Source organism: Sulfurimonas sp. CVO, assembly GCF_009883775.1.
GTDB lineage: Bacteria > Campylobacterota > Campylobacteria > Campylobacterales > Sulfurimonadaceae > Sulfurimonas > Sulfurimonas xiamenensis.
The window spans coordinates 488,264-511,972 of sequence record NZ_CP033720.1 but is presented as its reverse complement, the minus strand read 5'-3'; the positions used below and the strand labels follow the sequence as shown (position 1 = coordinate 511,972).

General features: G+C 32.3%; 23 protein-coding genes. 9 read left to right on the top strand and 14 right to left on the bottom strand.

Going from position 1 to position 23,709, the window contains the following annotated elements:
• Positions 1-13: 13 nt before the first annotated feature.
• Together CVO_RS02625 and thiC are read right to left on the bottom strand one after the other, a co-directional pair.
• A complete protein-coding gene (locus tag CVO_RS02625) occupies positions 14-1,123 on the bottom strand; it encodes an Mrp/NBP35 family ATP-binding protein (RefSeq protein WP_152299715.1) in 1,110 nt (369 codons plus the stop codon).
• Positions 1,124-1,261: 138 nt separating this feature from the next.
• Positions 1,262-2,629, bottom strand: coding sequence for a phosphomethylpyrimidine synthase ThiC (gene thiC / locus CVO_RS02620; protein WP_159569840.1), 1,368 nt, complete (start codon positions 2,627-2,629; stop codon positions 1,262-1,264).
• 200 nt (positions 2,630-2,829) lie between these two features.
• Here thiC and CVO_RS02615 point away from each other — a divergent pair, with 200 nt between their 5' ends.
• From CVO_RS02615 to CVO_RS02595, 5 genes are all read left to right on the top strand, one after another.
• Positions 2,830-3,951, top strand: coding sequence for a bifunctional 2-C-methyl-D-erythritol 4-phosphate cytidylyltransferase/2-C-methyl-D-erythritol 2,4-cyclodiphosphate synthase (locus CVO_RS02615; protein ID WP_159569838.1), 1,122 nt, complete (start codon positions 2,830-2,832; stop codon positions 3,949-3,951).
• Complete coding sequence (locus CVO_RS02610; RefSeq protein ID WP_159569836.1) at positions 3,948-4,835, top strand: response regulator; 888 nt, start codon at positions 3,948-3,950, stop codon at positions 4,833-4,835. Before CVO_RS02615 ends, CVO_RS02610 begins: the two co-directional genes overlap by 4 nt.
• Positions 4,813-6,003 carry a sulfate adenylyltransferase gene (locus tag CVO_RS02605; RefSeq protein ID WP_159569834.1) on the top strand — a complete coding sequence of 397 codons (1,191 nt, stop codon included), beginning with the start codon at positions 4,813-4,815 and terminating at the stop codon, positions 6,001-6,003. The genes CVO_RS02610 and CVO_RS02605 overlap by 23 nt, the downstream gene beginning before the upstream one ends.
• A gap of 34 nt (positions 6,004-6,037) precedes the next feature.
• The gene (locus CVO_RS02600; RefSeq protein WP_152299720.1) at positions 6,038-6,544 is read left to right on the top strand and encodes a phosphatidylglycerophosphatase A family protein; all 507 of its coding nucleotides are present in this window, start codon (positions 6,038-6,040) and stop codon (positions 6,542-6,544) included.
• 91 nt (positions 6,545-6,635) lie between these two features.
• Entirely contained in the window at positions 6,636-7,796 is a 1,161-nt protein-coding gene (locus CVO_RS02595) for an MFS transporter (RefSeq protein WP_159569832.1), read from the top strand.
• A gap of 10 nt (positions 7,797-7,806) precedes the next feature.
• Here the strand turns inward: CVO_RS02595 and CVO_RS02590 are convergent, their stop codons facing one another.
• The 5 genes from CVO_RS02590 to gdhA all read right to left on the bottom strand — a co-directional run bounded on the left by CVO_RS02590 (position 7,807) and on the right by gdhA (position 12,277).
• Positions 7,807-8,313 (bottom strand): hypothetical protein, encoded by a 507-nt coding sequence (locus tag CVO_RS02590; RefSeq protein WP_159569830.1) that lies wholly within the window; start codon positions 8,311-8,313, stop codon positions 7,807-7,809.
• Between the two features lie 17 nt (positions 8,314-8,330).
• Entirely contained in the window at positions 8,331-9,128 is a 798-nt protein-coding gene (locus CVO_RS02585) for a hypothetical protein (RefSeq protein WP_159569828.1), read from the bottom strand.
• 1 nt (position 9,129) lies between these two features.
• The gene (locus CVO_RS02580; RefSeq protein WP_159569826.1) at positions 9,130-10,233 is read right to left on the bottom strand and encodes a 4Fe-4S binding protein; all 1,104 of its coding nucleotides are present in this window, start codon (positions 10,231-10,233) and stop codon (positions 9,130-9,132) included.
• Entirely contained in the window at positions 10,234-10,851 is a 618-nt protein-coding gene (locus CVO_RS02575; RefSeq protein ID WP_159569824.1) for a TorD/DmsD family molecular chaperone, read from the bottom strand.
• A gap of 70 nt (positions 10,852-10,921) precedes the next feature.
• A complete protein-coding gene (gdhA, locus tag CVO_RS02570; protein ID WP_152299726.1) occupies positions 10,922-12,277 on the bottom strand; it encodes an NADP-specific glutamate dehydrogenase in 1,356 nt (451 codons plus the stop codon).
• A gap of 77 nt (positions 12,278-12,354) precedes the next feature.
• Here gdhA and CVO_RS02565 point away from each other — a divergent pair, with 77 nt between their 5' ends.
• Positions 12,355-12,804 carry a hypothetical protein gene (locus CVO_RS02565; RefSeq protein WP_241690995.1) on the top strand — a complete coding sequence of 150 codons (450 nt, stop codon included), beginning with the start codon at positions 12,355-12,357 and terminating at the stop codon, positions 12,802-12,804.
• An 11-nt stretch (positions 12,805-12,815) separates the two neighbouring features.
• Here the strand turns inward: CVO_RS02565 and CVO_RS02560 are convergent, their stop codons facing one another.
• Entirely contained in the window at positions 12,816-13,184 is a 369-nt protein-coding gene (locus CVO_RS02560; protein WP_152299727.1) for a hypothetical protein, read from the bottom strand.
• Positions 13,185-13,248: 64 nt separating this feature from the next.
• Here CVO_RS02560 and CVO_RS02555 point away from each other — a divergent pair, with 64 nt between their 5' ends.
• Positions 13,249-13,647 carry a rhodanese-like domain-containing protein gene (locus tag CVO_RS02555; RefSeq protein WP_152299728.1) on the top strand — a complete coding sequence of 133 codons (399 nt, stop codon included), beginning with the start codon at positions 13,249-13,251 and terminating at the stop codon, positions 13,645-13,647.
• Positions 13,648-13,759: 112 nt separating this feature from the next.
• Here the strand turns inward: CVO_RS02555 and CVO_RS02550 are convergent, their stop codons facing one another.
• Together CVO_RS02550 and CVO_RS02545 are read right to left on the bottom strand one after the other, a co-directional pair.
• A complete protein-coding gene (locus tag CVO_RS02550; protein ID WP_159569822.1) occupies positions 13,760-16,846 on the bottom strand; it encodes an efflux RND transporter permease subunit in 3,087 nt (1,028 codons plus the stop codon).
• Between the two features lie 9 nt (positions 16,847-16,855).
• Positions 16,856-17,341, bottom strand: a complete 486-nt coding sequence (locus tag CVO_RS02545) for a hypothetical protein (RefSeq protein WP_241690994.1) — start codon at positions 17,339-17,341, stop codon at positions 16,856-16,858.
• A 73-nt stretch (positions 17,342-17,414) separates the two neighbouring features.
• Between CVO_RS02545 and CVO_RS02540 the strand changes: the two genes are divergently transcribed.
• Complete coding sequence (locus tag CVO_RS02540; RefSeq protein ID WP_159569820.1) at positions 17,415-18,125, top strand: DUF445 domain-containing protein; 711 nt, start codon at positions 17,415-17,417, stop codon at positions 18,123-18,125.
• 403 nt (positions 18,126-18,528) lie between these two features.
• Positions 18,529-21,363, top strand: coding sequence for a type IV secretory system conjugative DNA transfer family protein (locus CVO_RS02535; protein WP_159569818.1), 2,835 nt, complete (start codon positions 18,529-18,531; stop codon positions 21,361-21,363).
• Positions 21,364-21,553: 190 nt separating this feature from the next.
• Here the strand turns inward: CVO_RS02535 and CVO_RS02530 are convergent, their stop codons facing one another.
• From CVO_RS02530 to CVO_RS02515, 4 genes are all read right to left on the bottom strand, one after another.
• A complete protein-coding gene (locus tag CVO_RS02530; protein ID WP_159569816.1) occupies positions 21,554-22,147 on the bottom strand; it encodes a YagK/YfjJ domain-containing protein in 594 nt (197 codons plus the stop codon).
• Between the two features lie 357 nt (positions 22,148-22,504).
• Entirely contained in the window at positions 22,505-22,801 is a 297-nt protein-coding gene (locus CVO_RS02525) for a DUF2958 domain-containing protein (RefSeq protein WP_159569814.1), read from the bottom strand.
• Positions 22,802-22,814: 13 nt separating this feature from the next.
• Positions 22,815-23,033 (bottom strand): hypothetical protein, encoded by a 219-nt coding sequence (locus CVO_RS02520; protein WP_159569812.1) that lies wholly within the window; start codon positions 23,031-23,033, stop codon positions 22,815-22,817.
• A gap of 1 nt (position 23,034) precedes the next feature.
• Positions 23,035-23,706, bottom strand: a complete 672-nt coding sequence (locus CVO_RS02515) for a Rad52/Rad22 family DNA repair protein (RefSeq protein WP_159569811.1) — start codon at positions 23,704-23,706, stop codon at positions 23,035-23,037.
• Positions 23,707-23,709 lie beyond the last annotated feature (3 nt).

The following is a 23,709-nucleotide window of genomic DNA, read 5'->3' as shown; positions in this document are numbered from 1 at the left end:
ATGCGTCATATTTTTACATACTGCAAGCAGATTTACCGCCTGGTGCTGTGACTGGTTGAACATTTTCATTGCTAACTCCACCACTTGCATTTACCTCTTCGATAGTAGCCCAAATAGATTCAGCGGCAGCCATATAACGCTTTGAGCTTTCACTCATTGGATTAACAAATGTAATTGGTTTTCCTTCATCTCCACCGGTTCTTATACTTGGTTCGATAGGAATTTCAGCAATTATTTTAGTATCAAACTCTTCTGCCATTGGCTGTGAAGTTCCTTTACCAAAAATATCATACTCAACACCTGTATCCGGTGCAATAAAACCGCTCATATTTTCTACAATTCCTGCAATTGGAATATTTAATTTTTTAAACATATCAAGTGAACGACGAGAATCATCAAGCGAAACTGATTGAGGAGTAGTTACTGTAAGACCCGCAGTAACCGGTACACTTTGCGCCAATGTCAACTGTGCATCACCTGTTCCAGGAGGCATATCTATAACTAAAACATCCAAATCGCTCCATAATATATCACTTAAGAACTGCTCGATTGCTTTTATAATCATTGGCCCGCGCCACATAAGAGATTTTCCCTCTTCCATCAATGAGCCCATTGAAATCATCTCTAATCCATACGCTTTAATTGGAAGAACTTTATTTCCTGAAACTTCAGGCTTAACATCTGCTACACCTAACATACGAGGAATATTCGGTCCATAGATATCTGCGTCTAGTAAACCGACTTTTTTACCTTGTGCTACAAGAGCAATAGCTATATTTACTGATGTTGTCGATTTACCGACTCCGCCCTTTCCTGAACTGACCATCAAAAAGTTTTTAATATGCGGAGCAATATTTTTGCTCTTTGGCTTTGGAGGCTCAGGCATTTTCGGAGCATTAATATTTACCGTAACATTCCCCGCACCGACTGCTTTTAGCTCTTTTGTTGCATCATCAATAATTTGTTGCTTCACCTCTGGAGCACTTGATGTAATCTCAACATTAAAACTAACATCATTACCGTTAATTTCTATACTATTAACAAAACCAAAAGTTACTATATCTTTTGTAAAACCTGGATACATAACTTTTGATAGTGCTGAATTTACAATATCTTTTGTCATTCTATATATTTTCCTTTTTATTTAATTTAACAACGCCTTTAGGGCAAAGCCCCATTTGTTTTTAGAACAAAATTTTACCATAATTAAATAAGACAAAAATTATCCTATATCAATAAATTTTATTTTATAAACTATTTTTTATTTTTCTTTTGAATCTTGTATGATTTTATCAATTGCTTCCGGATTATCCATAATATTCTGCGTTATCTTGTATGAACAAAATTTCGGTCCGCACATTGAACAAAACTCTGCCTCTTTAAAAACATCTTGAGGAAGCGTTTCATCATGGTACTCTCTAGCTCTTTCGCTATCAAGCGCAAGTTCAAATTGTTTTTCCCAATTAAAACTATATCTTGCATCACTCATCGCATCATCAACATCTCTAGCACCTTTGCGCCCTCTTGCAATATCAGCTGCATGAGCAGCAATTTTATAAGCAATAATACCTTCTCTTACATCATTTGCGTTTGGAAGTCCTAGATGTTCTTTTGGAGTAACATAACAAAGCATTGATGCACCGTGCCATCCGCCGACCGCAGCACCGATTGCTGAACTTATATGATCATATCCGGCAGCAATATCTGTTACCAATGGTCCTAAAATATAAAAAGGTGCCTCGTGACAAAGTTCACGCTGAAGTTTCATATTGCGTTCTATTTGATTTAATGGAACATGTCCCGGTCCTTCTATCATAACCTGAACATCTCTCTCCCATGCTCTTAAAGTCAAATCACCCAATACTTTAAGTTCGCCAAGCTGAGCATCATCACTTGCATCTGCCAAACATCCAGGACGAAGAGAATCACCTAGAGAAAGCGCAACATCATATTTTGCACAAATATCCAAAATATCGTCATATGCCGTATAGAAAGGATTTTCTCTATGATAGTGCATCATCCATGCAGCCATTAAAGAGCCTCCGCGGCTTACTATTCCCATTTTTCTTTTAGCAATTTTTGGCATATTCTCCAATAAAAATCCTGCATGAATAGTAAAATAACTAACACCCTGTTTTGCTTGACGCTCGAGTACTTCAAGCATTACATCTATGCTTAAATCTTCTATTTTATTTCCGACATCATGTAGTATTTGATAAATTGGAACCGTTCCTATAGGTATTTTAGATGAAGCAATTACAGCCTTGCGAATTTCATCCAAATCGCCCCCTGTTGAAAGATCCATCGCAGTATCTGCTTTGTAATGTTGAGATACCTGAATCTTTTCAACCTCGCCTTGTATATCAGATGCTATTGCGGACGAACCAATATTTGCGTTGATTTTGCATCTTGCTGCAATACCTATTGCCATTGGTTCTAGTGAAGTATGATTTACATTTGCAGGAATAATCAATCTTCCTCTTGCTATTTCACTGCGAACTAACTCAGGAGATAGATTTTCTATATTTGCCACATACTCCATCTCTTCGGTAATAATACCTTGCTTTGCGTAATGCATTTGTGTTTTAACAGGGTCGTTTTGACGCTTTTTTACCCATGAAGTTCTCATATTCTCTCCCACTTTAATTATATACCACTATCATGCACTGAAAATATAGTCAAATAAAGTTAATATAATATTAAGTTGATTATCTGCTCTAATAATTTATATATTAAATTAAATTTTTGCGAAATTATTACCTGCTTCAAGAGAAAAAAAAGCTTTTGATGTGTATAATTTCGTAACACTTATATATTTTAGGAGTTTTATTGTCTAATGTAACACTTATTTTACTTGCAGCAGGCAGTTCAACACGCTTTGAACTAGATATAAAGAAACAATGGCTTAGAGTTGGAAATCAACCATTATGGCAGTTTGTCGCCGAAAAATGTGAAAAAACAAAACTTTTTAAAAAAATTATCATAACTTCATCTTTAGATGATATAGAATTTATGAAATATTACTCTGATTTTGTATTTATAGAGGGCGGAAACAGCAGACAAGAGTCTTTAAAAAACTCTCTTAAAGAGGTAGATACAGAATTTGTTTTAGTAAGTGATATTGCCCGTTCTTGCATAAGTGAAGAATTTTTGCAAAATATTATTTCATATAGAGGAAAAAGTGACTGCATTGTTCCTTACTTAAAAGTAAATGATACTATAGTATATGATGATCAAACAATTGACAGAGATAGAGTAAAAGTTGTTCAAACACCACAACTTTCAATTACCGCTGCACTCATAAGTGCTCTTGAGCAAAAAGAGGAATTTACGGATGAGAGCAGTGCAATAGTTGCAAACGGAGGCTCAAGAGAGTTTATTTTAGGCCAAAGCAGTGCCCATAAAATAACTCATATAGAAGATTTAAAAAAGTTACAATGCCTTAACCCGCCCTCAAATGATATATTAAGCGGAACTGGATTTGATGTTCACGCTTTTGATGAAAAGGGTGAAATGTATCTTGGCGGTGTAAAGATAGATTCCCAATATGGATTTAAAGCTCACAGTGACGGTGATGTGGCAATTCATGCTCTTATTGATGCTCTTCTCGGCGCTGCCGGAATGGGAGATATCGGTATGATGTTTCCGGATAATGATACTGCTTATAAAAATATAGACTCAAAAAAGCTCTTAAAAAGAGTTGTTACAAAACTTTGTAATTTTGGATTTGTAATTATAAATGTAGATTTGACAATAGCAGCCCAAAAACCTAAAATCGGCAACTATAAGCTACAAATGAGAAAAGTGCTCAGCACTATTTTAAATATAGAGAGCCAAAGAGTAAACATAAAAGCCACAACAACTGAAAAACTTGGTTTTATCGGCAGAAGCGAAGGTGTTGGTGTTATTGCCAACGCAAATTTAAAATATTTTGATTGGACAAAAATTTGAAGATACTAATTATAGAAAATGAAGTTTACCTAGCGCAAAGCATAGCTACAAAACTAAGTGAACTGGGTCATGTGTGTGAAATGTGCACATCAACAAGAGATGCAATAAAAAGCAACAACTATGATGTCGTTTTGCTTTCAACAAACATAAACGGTCAGGATTTTAATCCTGTAATAGAGACATTTAAAAAATCTATTATAATTCTTATGGTTTCATATATAAGCAACGATACCGTGTCTAAACCTCTCTCGGCGGGGGCAAAAGATTATATACTCAAACCTTTTATGATTGAAGAACTTATTAGGAAGATAAATCATTATCAAGAGTATGAAAAGTTAAAAAGAAGAAATAAAGCTTATGAAAAATATTTGACGCACTCTTTTGCATCTCTTGACAGCGAGCACAACTTTGATAATCTGCAACTTCCTATTTTTATTTTTTCACCATATCAGAAACATGCAGACTCTTTCGCTTTTGAATATGCAAAAAAGAAAAATTTACCACTACATTTTATAACTCTTAGTGACCCAAAAGCCATAAATGAGATAGAATCAATTACTGATAATTCGCTTATTTATATTATAGATTTTCAAACTCTTAAAAAAAGCGAGAGAAAAGCTCTTTATTCATCACTTGAAAATAAAAAAGCTATAATTTCCAGTACTGACAAAATAGATGATGAAACATATGATATTATAGAAATTAAAAGTGAAAACAATATCTTCGATGAGGGAGAAATTCTCCCTATTGAAGATTATGTAAAATTTATCGTTTTAAACTATCAACACAAATTTCCCGATACCGAACTGTCAAAAAAATTAGGAATCAGCCGTAAAAGTTTATGGGAAAAAAGAAAGAAGTATGACATTGTCAAGAAAAAATAAAACTCTTTTAATAGACAAAGAAGCAGCGGCGGCACTTGAACTTCTCAAAGACGGCTTACTCTCCCCAGTTGAGTCGTTAATGAATAAAAAAGAGAGTGAAAGCGTACTAAAAACAGGGCTTATCAATGGTAAATCTTTTCCTTTTCCCTTTATTTTGGCCCCATCAGGCAAAATAAATGCAGAGGTATTGCGTTCATTGCAAAAAGGAGAGGAGATTACTATTCTCTTCGATAAAAAACCTTTTGCCTCTTTAATAGTTGATGAAGTTTTTCATATAGACCCCAGAGATAGAATAAAACATATATATGGAACAGATGACATCTCTCATCCCGGTGTTATGACAACACTGAACAGACTTGGTTCATTGGCCGTCAGCGGAGAGTATACTCTCTTAAATAAATCCAGCAATACAAACAAACAAAAAATACAAGAAGCTAAAAAACTTATAAATGCAAAACATACAACTGCTCTTGTAATGGCAGGAAATCCTCTGCATAGAGCACATGAAAAACTGATTCGTCAAACACTCGACAGCACTGATTTGCTTGTAATTTTTTTATTAAAACCATATTCAGAATCAAACTTATCTTTTGAAATAAGAAAAGAGTCTCTTGAATTTTTTATAAATAATTTTTTAACAAAAAATCATGTAGTTGTTGTACCGCTTGAAAACAGTTATATTTTTGCAGGATACAATGAAATAATAATTGATGCTGTAGTTGCTAAAAACTATGGCTGCAACAGATTAACAATTGGCAGAAATCATGCCGGGCTTGGAATGTTTTATGATTGTAATTCAAATAAATCCATCATTGACAAAGTAATAGGAATAGATATTGAAATCACCGTTGCAAGCGAGTATGTTTATTGCGACAAATGTACTACACTTGTGAGTAAAAATACTTGCCCGCATGGCCAGCATCATCAAATTTCTTATCATTCAAACTCCATACTGGAACTTTTAGAACTTGGCATTTTACCGCCTACAATACTAATGAGAAAAGAGATTTCAGCCGTAGTCCTATCTAAACTTCATCCTAATAGATTTAAAAATTTAGAAAAAATCTATTATGACATACTCCCTAGCAAAGGGCTTTTAGAAGAGCATACTGAAAATGACTTCTACTTGGAACTAATGAAACTCTATCAAACAACATCATTAACATAATTTTGTTGTTTTACAAATTTACTGAAGGAAAAAAATGAACTGGTTTTTTATAACTTTGGGATACAGCGGGCTTGCACCAAAAGCTCCGGGAACTGTCGGAACACTCGTCTCTTTGCCTCTTGGTATGCTTATACTTATATATTTTGATGCTCAAACTCTTTTTTTAGCTACTGTTTTAATCTCTGCAATAGCCATTCGTGAAATAAACAAGTACGAAAAAAAAAGCGCTATACATGATGATAAACGCATAGTTATTGATGAGTTGATCGGAATGTGGTTTGCTCTTAGCGTTGCACCTGCAATCAGTGTAAATTTAAATGAAGTTGCTGATTTGCAAAATGGTTTTTTAATTCAAAGTTTACTCTCTTTTGTACTGTTTAGATATTTTGATATAAAAAAACCATCTATTATCGGTAGACTGGACAGAGAGGCCAAAGGTGGTGTCGGCGTCGTTGGCGATGATATCGTTGCAGGATTTGTAGCGGGAATTTTAAGTGCTGTTCTTTGGCAGGGATTTTTACAACTTCAAGGCATGATGTAGCATAACTTATATAAGATAAATAGTCTTAATTCTATATCAATTTGCTTTTACAACAGTAGTGTTGGAAGCAGATAAAAGAGGATATGTTCTTATGAATAAAATAGATAAAAATGTTATCGCATTAGGTGCGAATAGCTTTTTTACAGACTTCTCAACAGAAATGATACTTCCTCTTTTGCCCATTTTTTTAGATAGATTTTTACATGCAAGCAAAGGAGAAATCGGTCTAATAGAAGGAGTGGCTGAGCTCGGAGTTGCTCTGCTAATTGCACTATCTGGTTTTTATTCTGATCGAATCGGAAAACGCAAAGTACTCACAATTATCGGATATGGTCTCTCTAACATCATCAAACCTTTTGCTTTTTTTGCTCAGAGTGCTGCCATGATTGCCACCATAAGAGTGGCTGATCGCATCGGCAAAGGAATCCGCAGCGCACCTCGCGATGCTCTTATCAGCGACTCTACTCAAAATGAGTCCAGCGGCTTTGTTTTTGGCTTTCATAAAATGATGGACAGTGCAGGAGCCGTTGTAGGAAGCTTAAGTGCCTTTGGATTGCTCTGGTTTTTGGGAGAGAGCGAGGCATCTTTTCGAACTATTTTTGCTCTAAGTCTTATTCCCGGTCTTATTGCCATGGCAATTCTTATCTTTTTTGTTACAGACACCTCTTTTACACCGGTGCCTCTAAAACAATTTCGTCCTAAATCACTAAGTAAGCAGTTCTACTGGTTGCTCATTTTTCAGAGTCTTTTCAGCCTCTTTGCAATGAACTACTCTTTTATGATTCTTAAGGCTCAAGACAACGGCATGGCATTAGCAATTATTCCGCTCGCCTATACTCTTTATAATCTTATTCTCTCGATTTTTGCCATACCAATTGGAAAAATGGCAGATCGATTTGGGAAAGCAACACTTTTATCCGTTGTCTATATGGCTTTTGGATTGGGAGCACTTGCTATGGTTTCAGGAGATATTTGGGGAGCATGGATAGGATTTGGTATCTACGGCTTTTTCGCCGGCGGTTTTAATGCACTTGCCAAAGCCATTATTTCAGACACTTCACCTAAGGAGCTTAAAGCAACTGCATATGGAGTTTATTATACCTCCATAGGAGTAATGACCCTGCTATCGCTTACTATTGGCGGATGGCTGTGGGACAATTATGGGAGCACTCCTCTTTTTATGATTGCATCGATAGCAGCGATACTATTATCTATACTGCTCTACAAAATGAGAAGACATTTTCTCGTTTAATCTTTCAAAACTAAACAAACAGCGGATCTTCGGAGGGTTCTATCTCTTCAAAATCTTCTATAATGTGCTCAAAAATTTTCATAATTTTTCTAGCCTTGTTGGAGTGCTCATCAAAGATTGTTTTAGATGCCGGAAATGCTTCACCAAGCTCTTGATAGATTAAAATACGCCCATTAATGTGCTTGTTTATCTCACCAAAAGCATCTTCTAAATATTGTTTTGTATTTGTATGTCTAAAAAGAGCTCGAATCATTTTAATCCGTTCTTTAATAGGAAGAGACTCATCTATTGCTTCAGCTATTCTCTTTATATCAAGTCTTGAGAGATAGACGCCGCTAATTGCAGGTGCTAAAAGTTTATTTGTAAGTGTTTCTACAAATTGCGGAACACTCTCTTCATCCTCTTTGTCTGAAGCATCCGAATTTTGCTCTTGCAAATTTTCAGGATCTGTTGGACATCTCTCTTTTACAAACTTATCAAACTCTGCTCTTAAATCACTTAAATCATGTTGATTCATTTTTTTCCTTTATTTTTTTAAAATCTCATATTGCTTTTGTCATAATCTAGATGCTGCTTCTTTTCTAAAAATTCAAAAATAACGCTGCTTAATTCTTCTAACATAGCATCAAACCCAATATAATTTGCTTTAAGTTCATCTGCTCTCAATTTAAGTGCTGAAAACTCTTTTTTTTGCTTCATATCCAAATTTATATCACTAAATTTATCGACCATATCCAAACTCTCTAAATCAGAAAAATCTATAACTGCATCATAATTTGAAAAATCAATATTTACACTATCTGATATACGATTTATATCAGGATTTATTACTCCCATCTCAATAGTAAAATTCATAAGATTTTCCAAATCGTTATAAAAGTAACTTATTTCAAAATCATCTCTTAAAAAACAAAATGCTTTCGCTCTTGAATCAATTCCAATGAGTGCTATTTTTTTACAATTTCTGTTTTTTAAAAATTTTGCCAATACATTTATGCCCAAAATATCACCAATAAGTTTTTGTCCCTCTCTTAAAATAATATCACACATGCCTGATTTTAAAACTGCCTCACTTGCTTCATCCAAAAGTTCTACTACATTTTTTGTATACTCATTGGATATAAACGCACCATTTACATGCGATTTTTTCATATTTGCTACAGTATAATAAAAATCATCCTCCCTAATGTTCATAGGTATCATCATGGCATCTTTGTTTTTTACTTTAAAAAGCTTATTTAATATTGCAGACAAACTACTCTGTCCTGCAAATTCCCCTATAAAACCATAAAGCTTTGTATGATGTGATATCTCATTTGCATTGTTCATCATATTATATATTTTCCTTTATTCCCCAAAGTTCTCTAGCCTCTTGCTCTTCTGCTTTGCATCTGTAGCAGAGTTTATCACTGCTATTGTTTGTACTAAAAATCATATTGCACTCATCACATCTTTTAACATTAAATTTTATCAAATTGTGAACTTCAGGTTCAAAAAACTCTTTTATTTTATAAACAGGCGAAAGTATGATTGCATTAGGTTCACACACATCATGACAAATATGACACTTTATACACAATAACGGATCAAAATCTATCTTTGAATTTTTTATATCTGAACTAAGTGCGCCGCTCGGACAGACTCTATAGCACATTTGACAGGCAGTACATGTTTTGCTATCTATTTGTTTCATTGAGGTAAATGTTAGTTCACCTGCTTCAATTGTGTGATATATAGATGGTTTATCGACCCTTCTAAGAGCCATAAACAGAAGCTTTCTTCTATCTGTTATGCGTTTTTGTTTTAAGAGTGCAATATCACTTTTTTGCAAAGTATGTTCAACTAATGCATCAGTTGCTTTTTGTATCTCTTTTTCAAATTTCATTTTGGTTTTAGCGACATTTTTTAAATTTATTCTGCTAAAGAACTCTCTTCTGTTACTCTCTTTTACTTCGTCTTTATCTTCATATTTAACATCTTTTAATTCTATAACGGCATCACTTTGTATAGCCTCTAATATATATAAAGCCTCTTCATAGTTTTTCTCTATCTCAGGTTTGCACTTATGTGCTATTGCACATGCATCACAATGTCCAATATCAAAAATCATCTTTTTTTTCAGCAGAGCCATCGAGATTATATTTTCTACATTTAAAGCTGCTATACATGGAACATTTTTTCTGCATGAGATAAGATTATCACTCTCTTCTATATATTTAAAAAAGAAATTTGTAGAATTAAAATCATCTAAAGAGAGTGCCTCATTCGGGCAGACTGCATCACACGCTCCGCATCCCACACATGAAGAAAAATTAATTGCCGGAAGAGGATTGTCTCCTACAACAATAGCCCCTGTCGGGCAGATAATTTCACATCTGTTGCAATTACTCTCTTTTGAGAGAGAACGAATACAACGACTGGCTTTAAGTTGTATCATTTATGCACTTAACTCTTTGCTGAGATATTCATTATCACTTAAGATAAATTCCAAAGCCATATCCGCAGTATCATAATAGAGAGGAGTTCTAGCCTCATACTTAACATTTATCAAATACATCGGAGCCCATTGTAAAAGATGTTTATTTAAAAATTCTTTTTGCACTTCTCTAAGATTTTTTATAGCATCTTTATCATTATTTTCAATAGCTTTCAATTCAGCTTCTGCCAAATGATGCATAAACTCAAGTTCAACTCCGATATGATCGGCTGAAATAGTACGAGCTGCTTCAAAATCAACCATAAAATCATATGCGCTGTATATATCAGTTACCGGATTTGCTCCGCCTGTCTCAATCTTCTGATCTTCTCTAGTGTAAAATGTTTCATAAGGGATAAGATGCAAAAGAGAGAGATTTACAAAATCTGGATTAAAATACTCCTCCAGTAGTTTGTTATTTTGCAACTCTTTAAAAGGCTCCCAATTTTTTAAAGTTGGGAGAAAATCCAAAATATTTTCATCTTTTTTTATTGTATCTAGCATATTTTCATCTAACTCTTGCAATAATATTCGAGATAAAAGTGCATAGATATTAACTCTTGCTTTTGTGTTTTGCATATTTCTTCTTTATATATAATTTTTTTTTATTTTAGATTTTATCAAAAAAGTCTAAATATAGAGTAAAAAACTAAATTCCTTCTGCTATCATAGCATCTGCGACTCTTTTAAATCCTGCTATATTTGCACCATCAACATAGTTTCCTTCAACCCCGTAATCTTTTGCGGTAAGTACCACTCTTTTACAAATCTGTTGCATAATATCTTTTAGTTTATAATCTATCTTTTCAAAACTCCATCTCTGCATAGAAGCATTTTGACTCATTTCAAATTCGCTGACTACGACACCGCCGGCATTTGCAGCTTTTGCCGGAGCAAAACAGATGTTGTGATTTAAAAAAGCATCTATTGCTTCAGGGGTACAAGGCATATTTGCTCCTTCACTTATACATACACAGCCATTAGAGATTAAGTTTTGAGCATCTGCTTCATTGAGCTCATTTTGTGTTGCACACGGAAAAGCGGCATAACACTCAATATTCCAAACTGCATGCTCACCGTCAATATAATCGCAAACAGGGATATATTTAGCTTCTGGATGAGACTCTATATACTTTTCAAGCGAAGTTCTTTTTTCTAACTTTAACTCTTTTAAAAGCTCTAAATCAAGGCCGCGAGAATCATATATTGTTCCTTTTGAATCTGAACATGTAACCGGAATTGCCCCAATTTGTAAAAGTTTTTCTATTGCATGCAAAGCAACATTACCTGCTCCGCTTACTGCACATTTTTTACCGACTAAACTCTCTTTTTTTTCCATCTCAAGCATTGCTTGAGTAAAATATATAACTCCATATCCTGTTGCTTCCGGTCTCATATGTGAGCCTCCAAACATGTATGGCTTTCCTGTTAAAACACCGTCATAAGATGATGTGATTTTTTTATACTCTCCAAAAAGATACCCTATTTCTCGTGCTCCCACTCCGATATCTCCGGCGGGAACATCTATGCGGGGACCTATATACTTATGCAACTCAGTCATAAAAGCTGAACAAAATTTCATAATTTCAAAATCACTTTTTCCTTTAGGATCAAAATCACTTCCGCCTTTTCCTCCGCCTATAGGCAAACCTGTAAGTGAATTTTTAAAAATCTGCTCAAATCCTAAAAATTTTAAAATACCCTCATTAACACTTGGATGAAAGCGAAGTCCGCCCTTATATGGTCCAATAGCATTGTTAAACTGAACTCTATATCCAGTATTAACTTGAATCTTCCCACTGTCATCCAACCAAACTATCTTAAATTTTATAACTCTATCCGGTACTACCAATCTCTCTAAAATAGAGTATTTATCATATCTTTTATCTGATTCTAATAGTGGAGATATAGAGTAAAGAACTTCTTGAACCGCTTGAAAAAAAACATTATTTTGAGCACTATCACCTGTCAATGATTTTTTAATATTTTCCCGTGTTATATCCATATTTTTCCATTTTTTTTATAAATTTATTTTTACATTTTACAACAATTAATATAAAACAAATATATCAGCCCTATTTTATGTTAAAATTCAAATCAAAAAAAGGATACTCTATTACTTATACTCTAGTTCATACAATTCATATTTTCTCAGTATTTATTTACGGCGGATTTTTATTTGTTGATGTTTTATTTCTTTCTAAAATGAAAGAAACTTTAAACGATGACGAACATGCAAAAGCAAGAGAAGCTATTATGATGCATGTAAGAAAAGTTGTTCCATATGCTTTAATGGTAGCTGTTGCAAGCGGATTGTACCTTATTTCTCAAATATTTGGAAAAATAGAAAACGGTACACTCTCATATTTTCAAACTCTACTCTCCATCAAAGCTTTTTTTGCTTTATGGTTAGGCATAAGAGGAATCAATCAGAAACTTTTTAAAATAAACCCCTGGGTATTTAAAAGCCACTTCTTCCCATTTAGCCTGGTTGTAATTATTATTTTATTATCACAATTTATGTTTTTATAACGGCAGTTAAACTATTCCCAGTCATTAAATTTAGAGTGGGAATGTTTATCTTTTTTATAATGTCTGGCATTTTTAGTTTTATCTAACTGATTTGATTCATAAAGAATTTCCTCTTTTATATCATCTATGTTTTTATCACTGTTTTTATAGTTGATAATCTTTTTAATCAACTTTTCAAGATCTTGAAAGTCACCTTTGTAAAGAGCTGTCTCTTCAACCCTTTGTAGTAGCTTTAAACTGTTATTGACTTTTTTTTCATATCCCTCTTTAGTGATATCTGATGTACTCGACAAATAAGAAACAACACTCTTGTGAAATCTCTCTAATGCTCTTATATAACGAAGTCTAAGTGAATTGTTTATCGCTTTTTGTGATGCCATTTTTAACCTATTATTTATTTGTTAGTATAATTATACACTTAATTATTTATAATGGAGAATTATATTGAAAAAAACAATATTATCACTTTTGCTTTTATCCACTTGGCTTTTTGCTACTGTTAAAAATGAAGAAGCTTCTCAGGCACTGCTTGATTCAAAAATACCGATTGTTGATATAAGAACTCCTGCCGAGTGGAGAGAGACTGGACTTTTAAAAGGCTCTATACCTATTATGTTTTTTGATGAAAAAGGCAATTATGATATAAATGATTTTTTACAAAAACTAAATAGTGCTGTTGATACAAAAAAGCCTTTTGCTATCATCTGCAGAACAGGAAGCAGAACAAGAATTCTGGCATCTTTTTTATCTCAAAAATTAAATTATGATGTTATAAATATAAAAAGAGGTATTCTTTATGCAAAATATCTAAAATTGGATATTTTGCCTTATAAACCTAATTAAAAAATTATGCAATTCTTAAAATTTCTTTTCTATTTCACTACAAGAGTTTTTTTGACTTTTGCTATTATAGCGCTTATTGTTTTTCTGCTTTGGGCACTCTTATATGCCATTTTTATTTAGTTGGCTCTATTTTATTTATCATGGCATAAAGTGTGGGCAGATAAATAAGATTTAAAAATGTTCCCCAAACAAGACCAAAACCTAAAGATATTGCAATCGGTTGCAGTATAACAGCTTGTCCCGTTGCATAAAATATAAGTGAGAAGAGTCCTAAAAATGTTGTTACCGATGTTATAATAATTGGACGAAGTCTCAGTTTTGCTCTTTGTAGAAAATCTTCTAGCTTATGAGTTCCATGCAAAAAATCTATCATTATTATTCCATCATTAATAACAACGCCTGCTAATCCTAAAATTCCTATTATTGAAGCCATAGAGAGATTTATTCCCATTATTTTATGCCCAATCAGGGCTCCTAATACAGAGAGAGGAATAACGCTCATGACCATAAGCACATATTTTATTTTTGAAAAAATAAGCAGCAGAGTTAAAAAAATCAAAAATATTGCTAAAAAAACTGCTTTTTTCATATCATTTTTCAATTGCTCATTCTTCTCTTTTTCTCCTAAAAGTTCAACATGCACACCCATTTTTGCTATTGAATCCAATGTCGGTTTTAATTTTTCTAAAATCTCTTCAGCTGTAATTTTTCTCTTATCAACATTAGCAAATACCGTTTTAATTATATTTCCATTGAGCTTGTCTATTTTTTCATAATCTTTTATCTCTGAAATATCGGCAATATCAGACAATTTCACATATCTGCCATCACTTAGCGCTAAATTAAAGTTTAAAAATCTTTCAATATTGTCTTTTGAACTATCTTCTGTTTTTATCTCCATTATTCCCGATTCATTAAAAGTGGTTGTCTGTTTTTGCTCTAAAAAATAAGCGCTAAGTGTTTTAGCAACAGAAGCTTCACTCAACCCCAAGCTTTCCCCATAAGAGTTTATTTTAATTTTATACTCCATTTTTCCATATTTTATATTATTGCTATAATCTTTAATATACTCCATTTTAGAGAGTTCATCTTCTAGTTTTTTTATATTTTTTTGAAGTATCTCATCATTGCTTCCAGATAAATTTATCTGAATATCGCTCTTAATAAGTCCCGGTTTATCTTCCATAACACCAAGATCTTCCATATTGTATTTACTTCTATAAACATCAATTATCTCTTTTGCTCGCGGAGAGAGTTCAAAGGTCTGTTTTTGTCTTATTTTATTAGGATTGTCAAATTCAAAACTAAAATTTAAAATTGGATTTATATATTTGTCAACCCAGTTTGTATCAACCCTGTCATAAAGCTCCATGGTAATCATAAAAACACTATTGTTTCTTTGCGTCTCTCCTGAGAGGCTTCTTCTATAACCGACAACAGAAGATATTGCTTTAAGAGAAAACTCTTCTGAATGTTCCATCAGTTTTGCTTCAATCTCTTTTGATATCTCATATGTATCTTCCAACGGAGTATTGATATTTAGTTTTCCTGATATATATAGATAGTTTCCATCAAAATTAGGAAAAAATTGAAATTTCATAGATTGTGCTATATAAAAGGTTGCCAGCGGAATTAAGATTAAAAAAAGCAACAATGATATTTTTTTAAAATGTAAAAAATGTAAAATCAGCCTAACATAAAACTTTTGTAAAGGTACCCAGCTAATTAAATTATTGCTTTTTCTTAAAAATTCCTGTGCATGAAGAGGCAAAAAGAAAAAACTCTCTATAAGAGAAGCTATTAAAATCATAACTACTGTGATAGGAATAAGCAAAATAAAAAGTGCTATCTCTCCCTGCATCATAAAGATAGGCAAAAATGCAGCTACTGTAGTTATCGTTGCAAGTGTCACAGGAAGCATCATCTCCTTGACGCCTGTTATTGCAGCACTGTAATTATCCATACCATCATCAATATATCGTTGAATATTTTCACTTACAACGATTGCATCATCAACTACGATACCTATGACTATCAATGCTCCAAGCAAAGAAATCATATTTATTGAATATCCCAAATGATAAATAGTTAAAAGTCCTATTATAAAAGAGAATGGAATTCCAAGAGCTACAATAAATGCAATTCTTAAATTTATCAAAATATACATTGATAAAAAGACCAAAATCAAACCAAACATCAAATTTGAAATAATTGTATCTAATCTCTCTTTTATGGGTTTTGAAGAGTCTTGATAAAAATTAAAATCAACTCCGTCATAATTTTTTTTTATATTTTGGACATACCCTCTAAGTTCTTTTGATAAAACAATTGCATCACCTTTTGTTCCTTTTGATATTACTAAAGAAATTACTTTTTTATTGTTAAAAGTTGCCAAAGTATCAGTTTGAGGATACTCTATGCTCACCTCAGCTATATCACCCAGCTTTATATATTTTTCATCAATATTTAAAATGCTCTCCTTATACCCCTCTGCATCCGGTTTTCCGTTAACAGTTGATACATAAGCAAATTTTCCCTTCTGTTCTATATTTCCAACAGGATATATGTATGATAAATTTGCTATCGCTTTTTGTACACTTTCATGCTGAAGTCCATATGCCAAGACTGCTTCAGAATCTATTTTAATAATCACCTCTTCATCAGAATCACCACGAATCAGAACTTCACTAATATTATCTAGTTTTGATATTTTCGATTTCAAATCTTGAGCGATAACAGTTAACTCACCTATTGAAAGAGTTTCTGATGAAAGAGCCAATCTTATAAGAGGTCTTGTTTTATCTAGCAATTGTGCAACCGGCTCATTCATATCTGAAGGCAGATACTGTCTGCTTAGCGCTATGGCATCTTTCACACGACCAAGCGTTATCTCTTTATTTGCATTTTCATTAAGTGTTAACAGTATCGCAAATGCACCGGGAGTGATGGTGGTCTCTGTTTTATCAATACCGCTAATATTGCTTATCTCATCTTCTATATCACGAACAGCCATTTTGTCCATAATATTGGCGCTTGTTCCGCGGTAAGAGCCTAAAACACTGATTTTATCAAGTTCTACATCAGGAAAAATCTCTTTGGGTATTTTTATATAAGCATCAATGCCCATAAAAATTAGAAAAACCAGCAAAGCATAATTTAATCTGCTGTTTTTTATAAAATATTCAATAAATCTATTCAATGAACACTCTTATAAAAGCGATTTTATTACACTGCTTACACCCTGATGCAAGTTATAGTTTGCTATTGGAAAATCCAAAAATTCGTTTTGAAGATTTATACTGTTTTTTGATAGATAATCGCCCAATATCTTTAAATCTATACTCTTATAATTTTTACAGACATTTTCATTAAGTTCAGTTCTTAACAAAACTCCCGCTTCATTGGATTTTTGAATCGTAAATGCCAAAGTTTTTAAACTTACAAGATCGCTCCACTTTAAAAAAAGTTCCGGAGTAAGCTCATCTTGAGCAATTCCTTCAGGACTAAAAAGCATATTTGCATCTCTTAGCGGAATCAAAACACTCAAAATAGCTTGACTAAAAGGGATTACTCTGTCTTTCCAAAAAGGAGACTCTTCTTTACTTTTTAGTTCATCTTCTAAAGTTTGTAAAATTGTTTGTATATCTGCATTTTTAAGAAGATCATAACTTTGCTGTTTCATTAAAGTACTCATTTTATATTAAATTTGTGCCATTATAAAATACTTTTAGTATAATTTTGCTTTTATTATTATCTAGGAGCAAAAATTGAAGTTATCTAAAACTTTTCTTACAAACAGCATCGCCGTAATACTTGTTTTTTTATCATTTTTATTTGAAAGTACTTTAAATTCTTTGTTGCTATATACAGGTTTATTTGCACTTTCGGGTGCAGTAACAAATCAACTTGCAATTCATATGCTATTTGAAAAAGTACCTTTTTTATATGGTTCAGGAGTAATACCTGCTAGATTTGAAGCTTTTAAAGATGCTATTAAAAACCTTATGATGAGCCAATTTTTCACCCGAAATCAACTAGATAACTTTTTTAAAAGTGAAGAGAGAAAGATAAATTTAGTTCCTATTATAGAAAAAACTGATTTCTCACCCGCTTTTGACGCGTTAAGCAAAACTGTTATGGAGTCCTCTTTTGGAGGAATGCTTGGGATGTTTGGAGGAGCAAATGCACTTGAAGGACTTCGTGAACCATTCTCTTTAAAAATGAAAAACGCCGTTATTAAAATAGTACAGAGCGAAACTTTTAACTACACTCTGCAAAAGCATCTGCAAAATTCATCTTTAAGTGAGGATATGATTCAATCTATTGAAAATATTATTGAGATTAGATTAAACGAATTAACTCCACATATGGTAAAAGAGATAGTACAACAGCTTATAAAAGAGCATCTCTCTTGGCTTATAGTTTGGGGTGGAGTTTTTGGTGGACTAATTGGTTTAATCTCTTCTTTCTTAATATAGCCCTATTTTAAGGGCTATTATATTTTTTACTTTAAAACTTTACAACATTTTTTTACAACATTTTGTTATAAATCTGCATAATTTTGATAAAAGTTGCAAAGTACTTCAATTTTTAGATGTGTCAAATACCAGATACTAAACTTCTTATTTTAAAACAAGTTAATTAAATTCTATCTTCATTTCACTCTCTTAATCTCATTGTAAAATTCTACCTTCTTTTTTTACAATCCCAAATTTTATTTTTTTATATTCTTTCGTTGTGTTTTAAATTATAGGTGTTGAGTAAATTACTTAACAATCCATAAATCAAAATTATAGTTGTCGACTTTTGTTTCAACTGTGATTTGATGGAGAGGTGTTAACTATATTTTATATAGTTTCAATTTTATTAAAGGATAAAAAAATGAATGGAATGGTACTTCAAAATGACAACAACGCTTTAGAAGTAGAAACAGCTTTACAAAATTACGAGTATGAAGCTAACAGATTAACTACGATTAATGATCACATGTATCATCAAGTTGGTTTATACGATAGAAATATCAGAAAGTTAGAAAACTCAAATGTAAGATATTGGGATGCACAGGCAAACTTTAACCAAATCATGAATAATGAGGAAAGAAAGTACGATTACTTTAAAAATAAAGAGCACTCTATACTTTGTGATATAAACAGACCTAATCAACCTATTCGTTTATGGAGGTATAAAAATAAGTTTTATTATAGACCTACCCAGTACGGTGAGCTTAAAATTTGTGATGAACAAGAACTTGCAAAAGAGATTAGCTCAAGATATTGTAATATCAACATAAAAATAGTAAACGATTTAAACGATGCACTTTCTTATAAAAAAATGGATATAAGAGTTGATACAACCTATGTCGCTATTAATTCTATACCCGTTGTAGATGAAGAAGTGTTTGATATTAATCAAATGAATGAGATATTTGTAAATCATCAAGGATATTTATCTAGGAACTGTTTATCTTATACCTCTTATTTACATAAAAGATTTATTGATTTTAGGCTAGATGAGAACAATGTTAGTGAAGCAAGATATTTTATTCAAAAGATGACTACAATTAAAGATTTAAGATTTTTAGTTAGCAGATTTGGAAAATTCTTTAAACATCTCATAACATCAAATGCAATCGTATTTATGGGTAATAAAGATGTTTCAGAAGGCATATTGTTAAAAAAGATACTAAAGCCTATTTTTGGCTCACAGTTTTTTACTACAATCACTGATGAAATGTTGCAAACTATGAGTGTAGAAGATATTGTAAAAAATAAATTAATCTACCATATTGACCATATCCCAACCGACGCAGAAGATAGAGAGAAACTTAGAGAAATACTTATTTCTATCCTAGTGTATAAATCAATACAAATCGATGACAACACTATACCTATTCACGGTCAAGTAATTTTTACTGTAGATAAAGAAGATATATTTTTCAAAGATTTTTTAAGTTCAAGTGATGTCTTTTTTGTAGATACATTAGATAATATAATGCATCAACTACAAGTAGATGATAAAATCTCTTTTTATAAGAAGATTCACAATAGTTTAGATACTTTTGCAAAAGAGCTTTCAGCGATTGGGAATATGCCTTGTGATGATTCCCTACAAAATCAAAATGAAGAGTTTATCAAACTACTTGATAATATGGATGAAGAGATTGCTAAACTTGTAAAAAATAATCTGTTGGATCCGTTTGATGATAATTTCGAGAACTTGATTCCAGTAATTGAAAGGTACAAACATTGTTATATTACAGGTAAAACAGGCAGTGGTAAGTCAGAGCTTTTAAAAACATTAATATTAAGAGATATTTTAAGAGCTGATGGGTCAGTTGTACTGTTAGAACCCCACGGTGATCTTAGTGAACAAGTTGCAAAAATGGTTCAAGATAAAACAAGATTGATTTATCTAGATCCATTTTTAGGTGAAAATAAAGCACCAACTATTAATCTATTTCATTTAGAAGATAAAAGTGAAGCTAATATCGCAAGAGTTACACAGATTATCCTTAATGTATTAAAAGGGATTAATTCAGATGAATCTTTTAGTGGTGCAATGGAAGATTCTTTAGAGATGTGTATTAGGGTATTACTTAGAAGAGGTAATGGTAGCTTTCAAGAGCTTTATAGGTTTCTTAATGACAATAGAAATGATGACCTTATAGAGTTTGGTATAAATAGTCCTAATCTTTTAGAATCAGAATTTTTTGAAGATGATTTTAAAAATCCAAAGGCATCAGTAACAAAAGATGCTCTTAGAAGAAGACTTAAAAAACTTCTAAATGATCATGTTTTCTCAAATATGATGAATGGTAAAAATGTGATTGATTTAGAAAAAGTGATGAATACTAAAGGTATGGTTATTATTTTTAATATCCCAAAAGGCAAGATGACAAATACTTACAAATACTATATTAAGTTTATAGTTGAATATATCCAAATTTTGGCACTAAAAAGAGCTGATATTTCAGAAGAAGAAAGAACACATACCCATCTCTACATCGATGAGGCACATAACTTTATCTCTTCAACAGCAACTATTAGTGAAATACTTACTGAGTCGAGAAAATACAAGCTTTTTGTTACTTTTGCCCATCAAGCAATCACACAGATAAAAGATACTAATCTTAGAGATATTATGACTACTATGACTAATGTTAAAATCATTGGTAAAAATAGTAATAAAACCCTTGAATCGATGAACAAGACTCTAAATACAAAATTAGAGGATGTTGAAACTCTTAAAGCTGGAGAGTTTTATCTATCAGCTGGTTCTAACGACATTATTAAAATCAACAACACCGATAAACTACTAGACGGTAAAGAAGAGATATCTAATGCTCAATGGAAAGAGCATAAACAATATCAACTTGTAAACTACTATCGAAGTACCAAAGTGTTTAATTTTGATGAAGCTGTTGATGAATTTGTTGGAAAACTGCTATCAGAAACTATTGATTTAAAATATTTTGAGCCATTAGAAAAGTATCCAGAAAAATATGCTGAATTTTTGTATAACCTTATAAATGATGAAAATGGTAGATTTATTGCTCAACCCGAAATGAGTTTCTATTTCAATATCATGTATCCTGAAGCACATGTCAGTGATAACAAACTATTTTTATCTGAACTAAGAAGCAGATATGAAGTGTTTAAACAAAATCCAAAAGATCACAAAAAATATAATGATAAATTTCGATACAAGCTACTGTAATTTATCCATATTCCAAGAGTATTCCAGAGCCATTCTGGGATGCTCTTTTTTTATTCCAGATATTTTTATGTACATTTGGAATAAACTTAGAATAGCCCATAGAATACCTTGATTACGGGCTTTATTACACTTTTTAGCAAATTTGTATTTTCTGTAAAATGTCCAAAAAAAGGGCTATTTATAGAATATACTATTTATTTCTAGGTCTTCCTGTCTTACTTTTGCTTTTTGGCATAATCCCTCTTACAAACGCTCTATCCTTACTATTACTTTTAACAGGTGCTAAATCTTGTTCTTCATCAGTTTTACATAAATATGAGGTTACATATTCATCTAAAATTTCTCGCTTATCAGTATCGCTATGATGAAGCATACCTACGCCTTTATGTTTGTATTTTTTGCGATTACAATTAAAATGGCTACCTTTACCATCTGTTAGCTCTTTCCAGTATTCACCAATCTTATCTCCCATGTGAGCATCTTTTTGCACTTTGTTACCATCGTATATAAAAACTGTGTGTAGATGAACACCTTTATCTTCCGTGTACTCTTTTAAGCACATATAGCCTACTTGGTCTTTGAAAACTGATGGCTTACCTCTTCTATTATTTAACATCCTATTAAAATCATTATTGGCATCATCTAGTACAATACTATCGCTATGAGGTTTCTTATATCCAAGATCTACTCTTACGACACATAGTTTTGAATACTTGTCTTGTAGTGCATCTATGTACTCTTTGGTACTCTCTAATCTTTTGTTTACAGTTTTGTTATCTGACATTTAATATCCTTTTATTTTTATTTCAATAAAAGGTATGTATACAATTATTTTTTATTTGTATTATAGATGAAGACACCCTATAGCTACACTTCTATCTATATTTATATATTATTTTAAATAATAAATCTATGAGTATATTGGTTGTAGTATAGTTATAGTCTATATATAATAATTACTAATAATATTAATAACCTAAAATATGAAATATTCAATATACTAAGTAAACTATGTATACAAGATTTGGGAAGTTCTTGTTTTACGATGATTTATAATTTGATGTAATATACAGAGTTAGAGATTTTAAAATAAAAAAAAGAAAAAACTATAGCTACATTTTAGTAGCCATAGAATTTTCATTTATGAAGCTTTTTTGATCGTAGATAATGGTGTTGGTTTAAAGTACAAATCCCTCTCAGCACCCAAGCCTAAGCTTCCTTTTACCTCTTTTATCTCTTGAAGTGAAAAGTATCCAAGTTCACTTCCAAATGGAGATACCACATACCCAAAGCAAATATCATCATTGATTGAAAGTTCTGTGATATACCAAGTCCAACCATCGATAAATAGCTTGATGTAAGCCATAGGGTCTTTTTGTTCCTCTGTTTCATAGAGTTTAGGGATTTGTTCTTTTATCTCTTTTGGTATTAGCTCCATTGTATAACCCCTTTCATAGTTCCAAATTGCGTATAAAATCACCGATGCACTCAATGGCGTTTACATCTTTAAATGCAAACTCTTTTAAGTAGGAGTGGCTTATTTTAAAGTTTTTAAACGCTTCTAAAATATCCTTTCCCTCTTCAGAGCCGAGTATCTGCATATTGGTAATCTCTTTATTGTTGGGGTCGTATGTAAACCCTTCCGTTGTGAAGAATATAAAATTTCTCATCTTACGCTGCTTGTTGTGCCAATGGCTTGTACCAAGTTTTAGATGCACCATCCCATCTAAACCCATGAGCTTTAATGGTATTTTTCTTCTCAAAAATATTCTCACCTATGACAACGAGGTTTTGACCTTGATGCATAACGGTTAATCCAAGATTTGTAAGTTGGCTATAGTCTTGAGGGGTATTGTTTTGCATAGGTTGGTTTTGAGGTTGATTGTAATGCTTATTGTTATTTGCACTTTGATGATTTTTTGTTTTATCGTAAAGTGATAACCCAAACTGATTCCCTAGTGTCCGTAAAGCTCTTTTAAGTGCATCAGTAACGGCTTCTTTACTTGCTCCCTCATGTGCATCTGCTAAAGTTTTTGCTATACCTGTTCCTGTACCTACATCTTCACGATGTATCTGTTTGAGATGTCCATTGTCATGTACTATCACATTTACAATAGCCTTGTAGCAAACTACAAAGTTTTGATTTTGGTTTTGCTCTTGCGATACTTGCTCTAGTTTTGTAATAGAGTACGACCAGTTACCGTATCCAAATATTTTATTGGCGGTCTCAATTACATCAAACCCCTCCAAATATGAGAGGTTGATATTTCCTTTTTCTCTTGTTTTTACTCTGTTGCCGTCTAACTCTTGATTTAAGATAGCTATTTGATTGTCATTGAACATAAT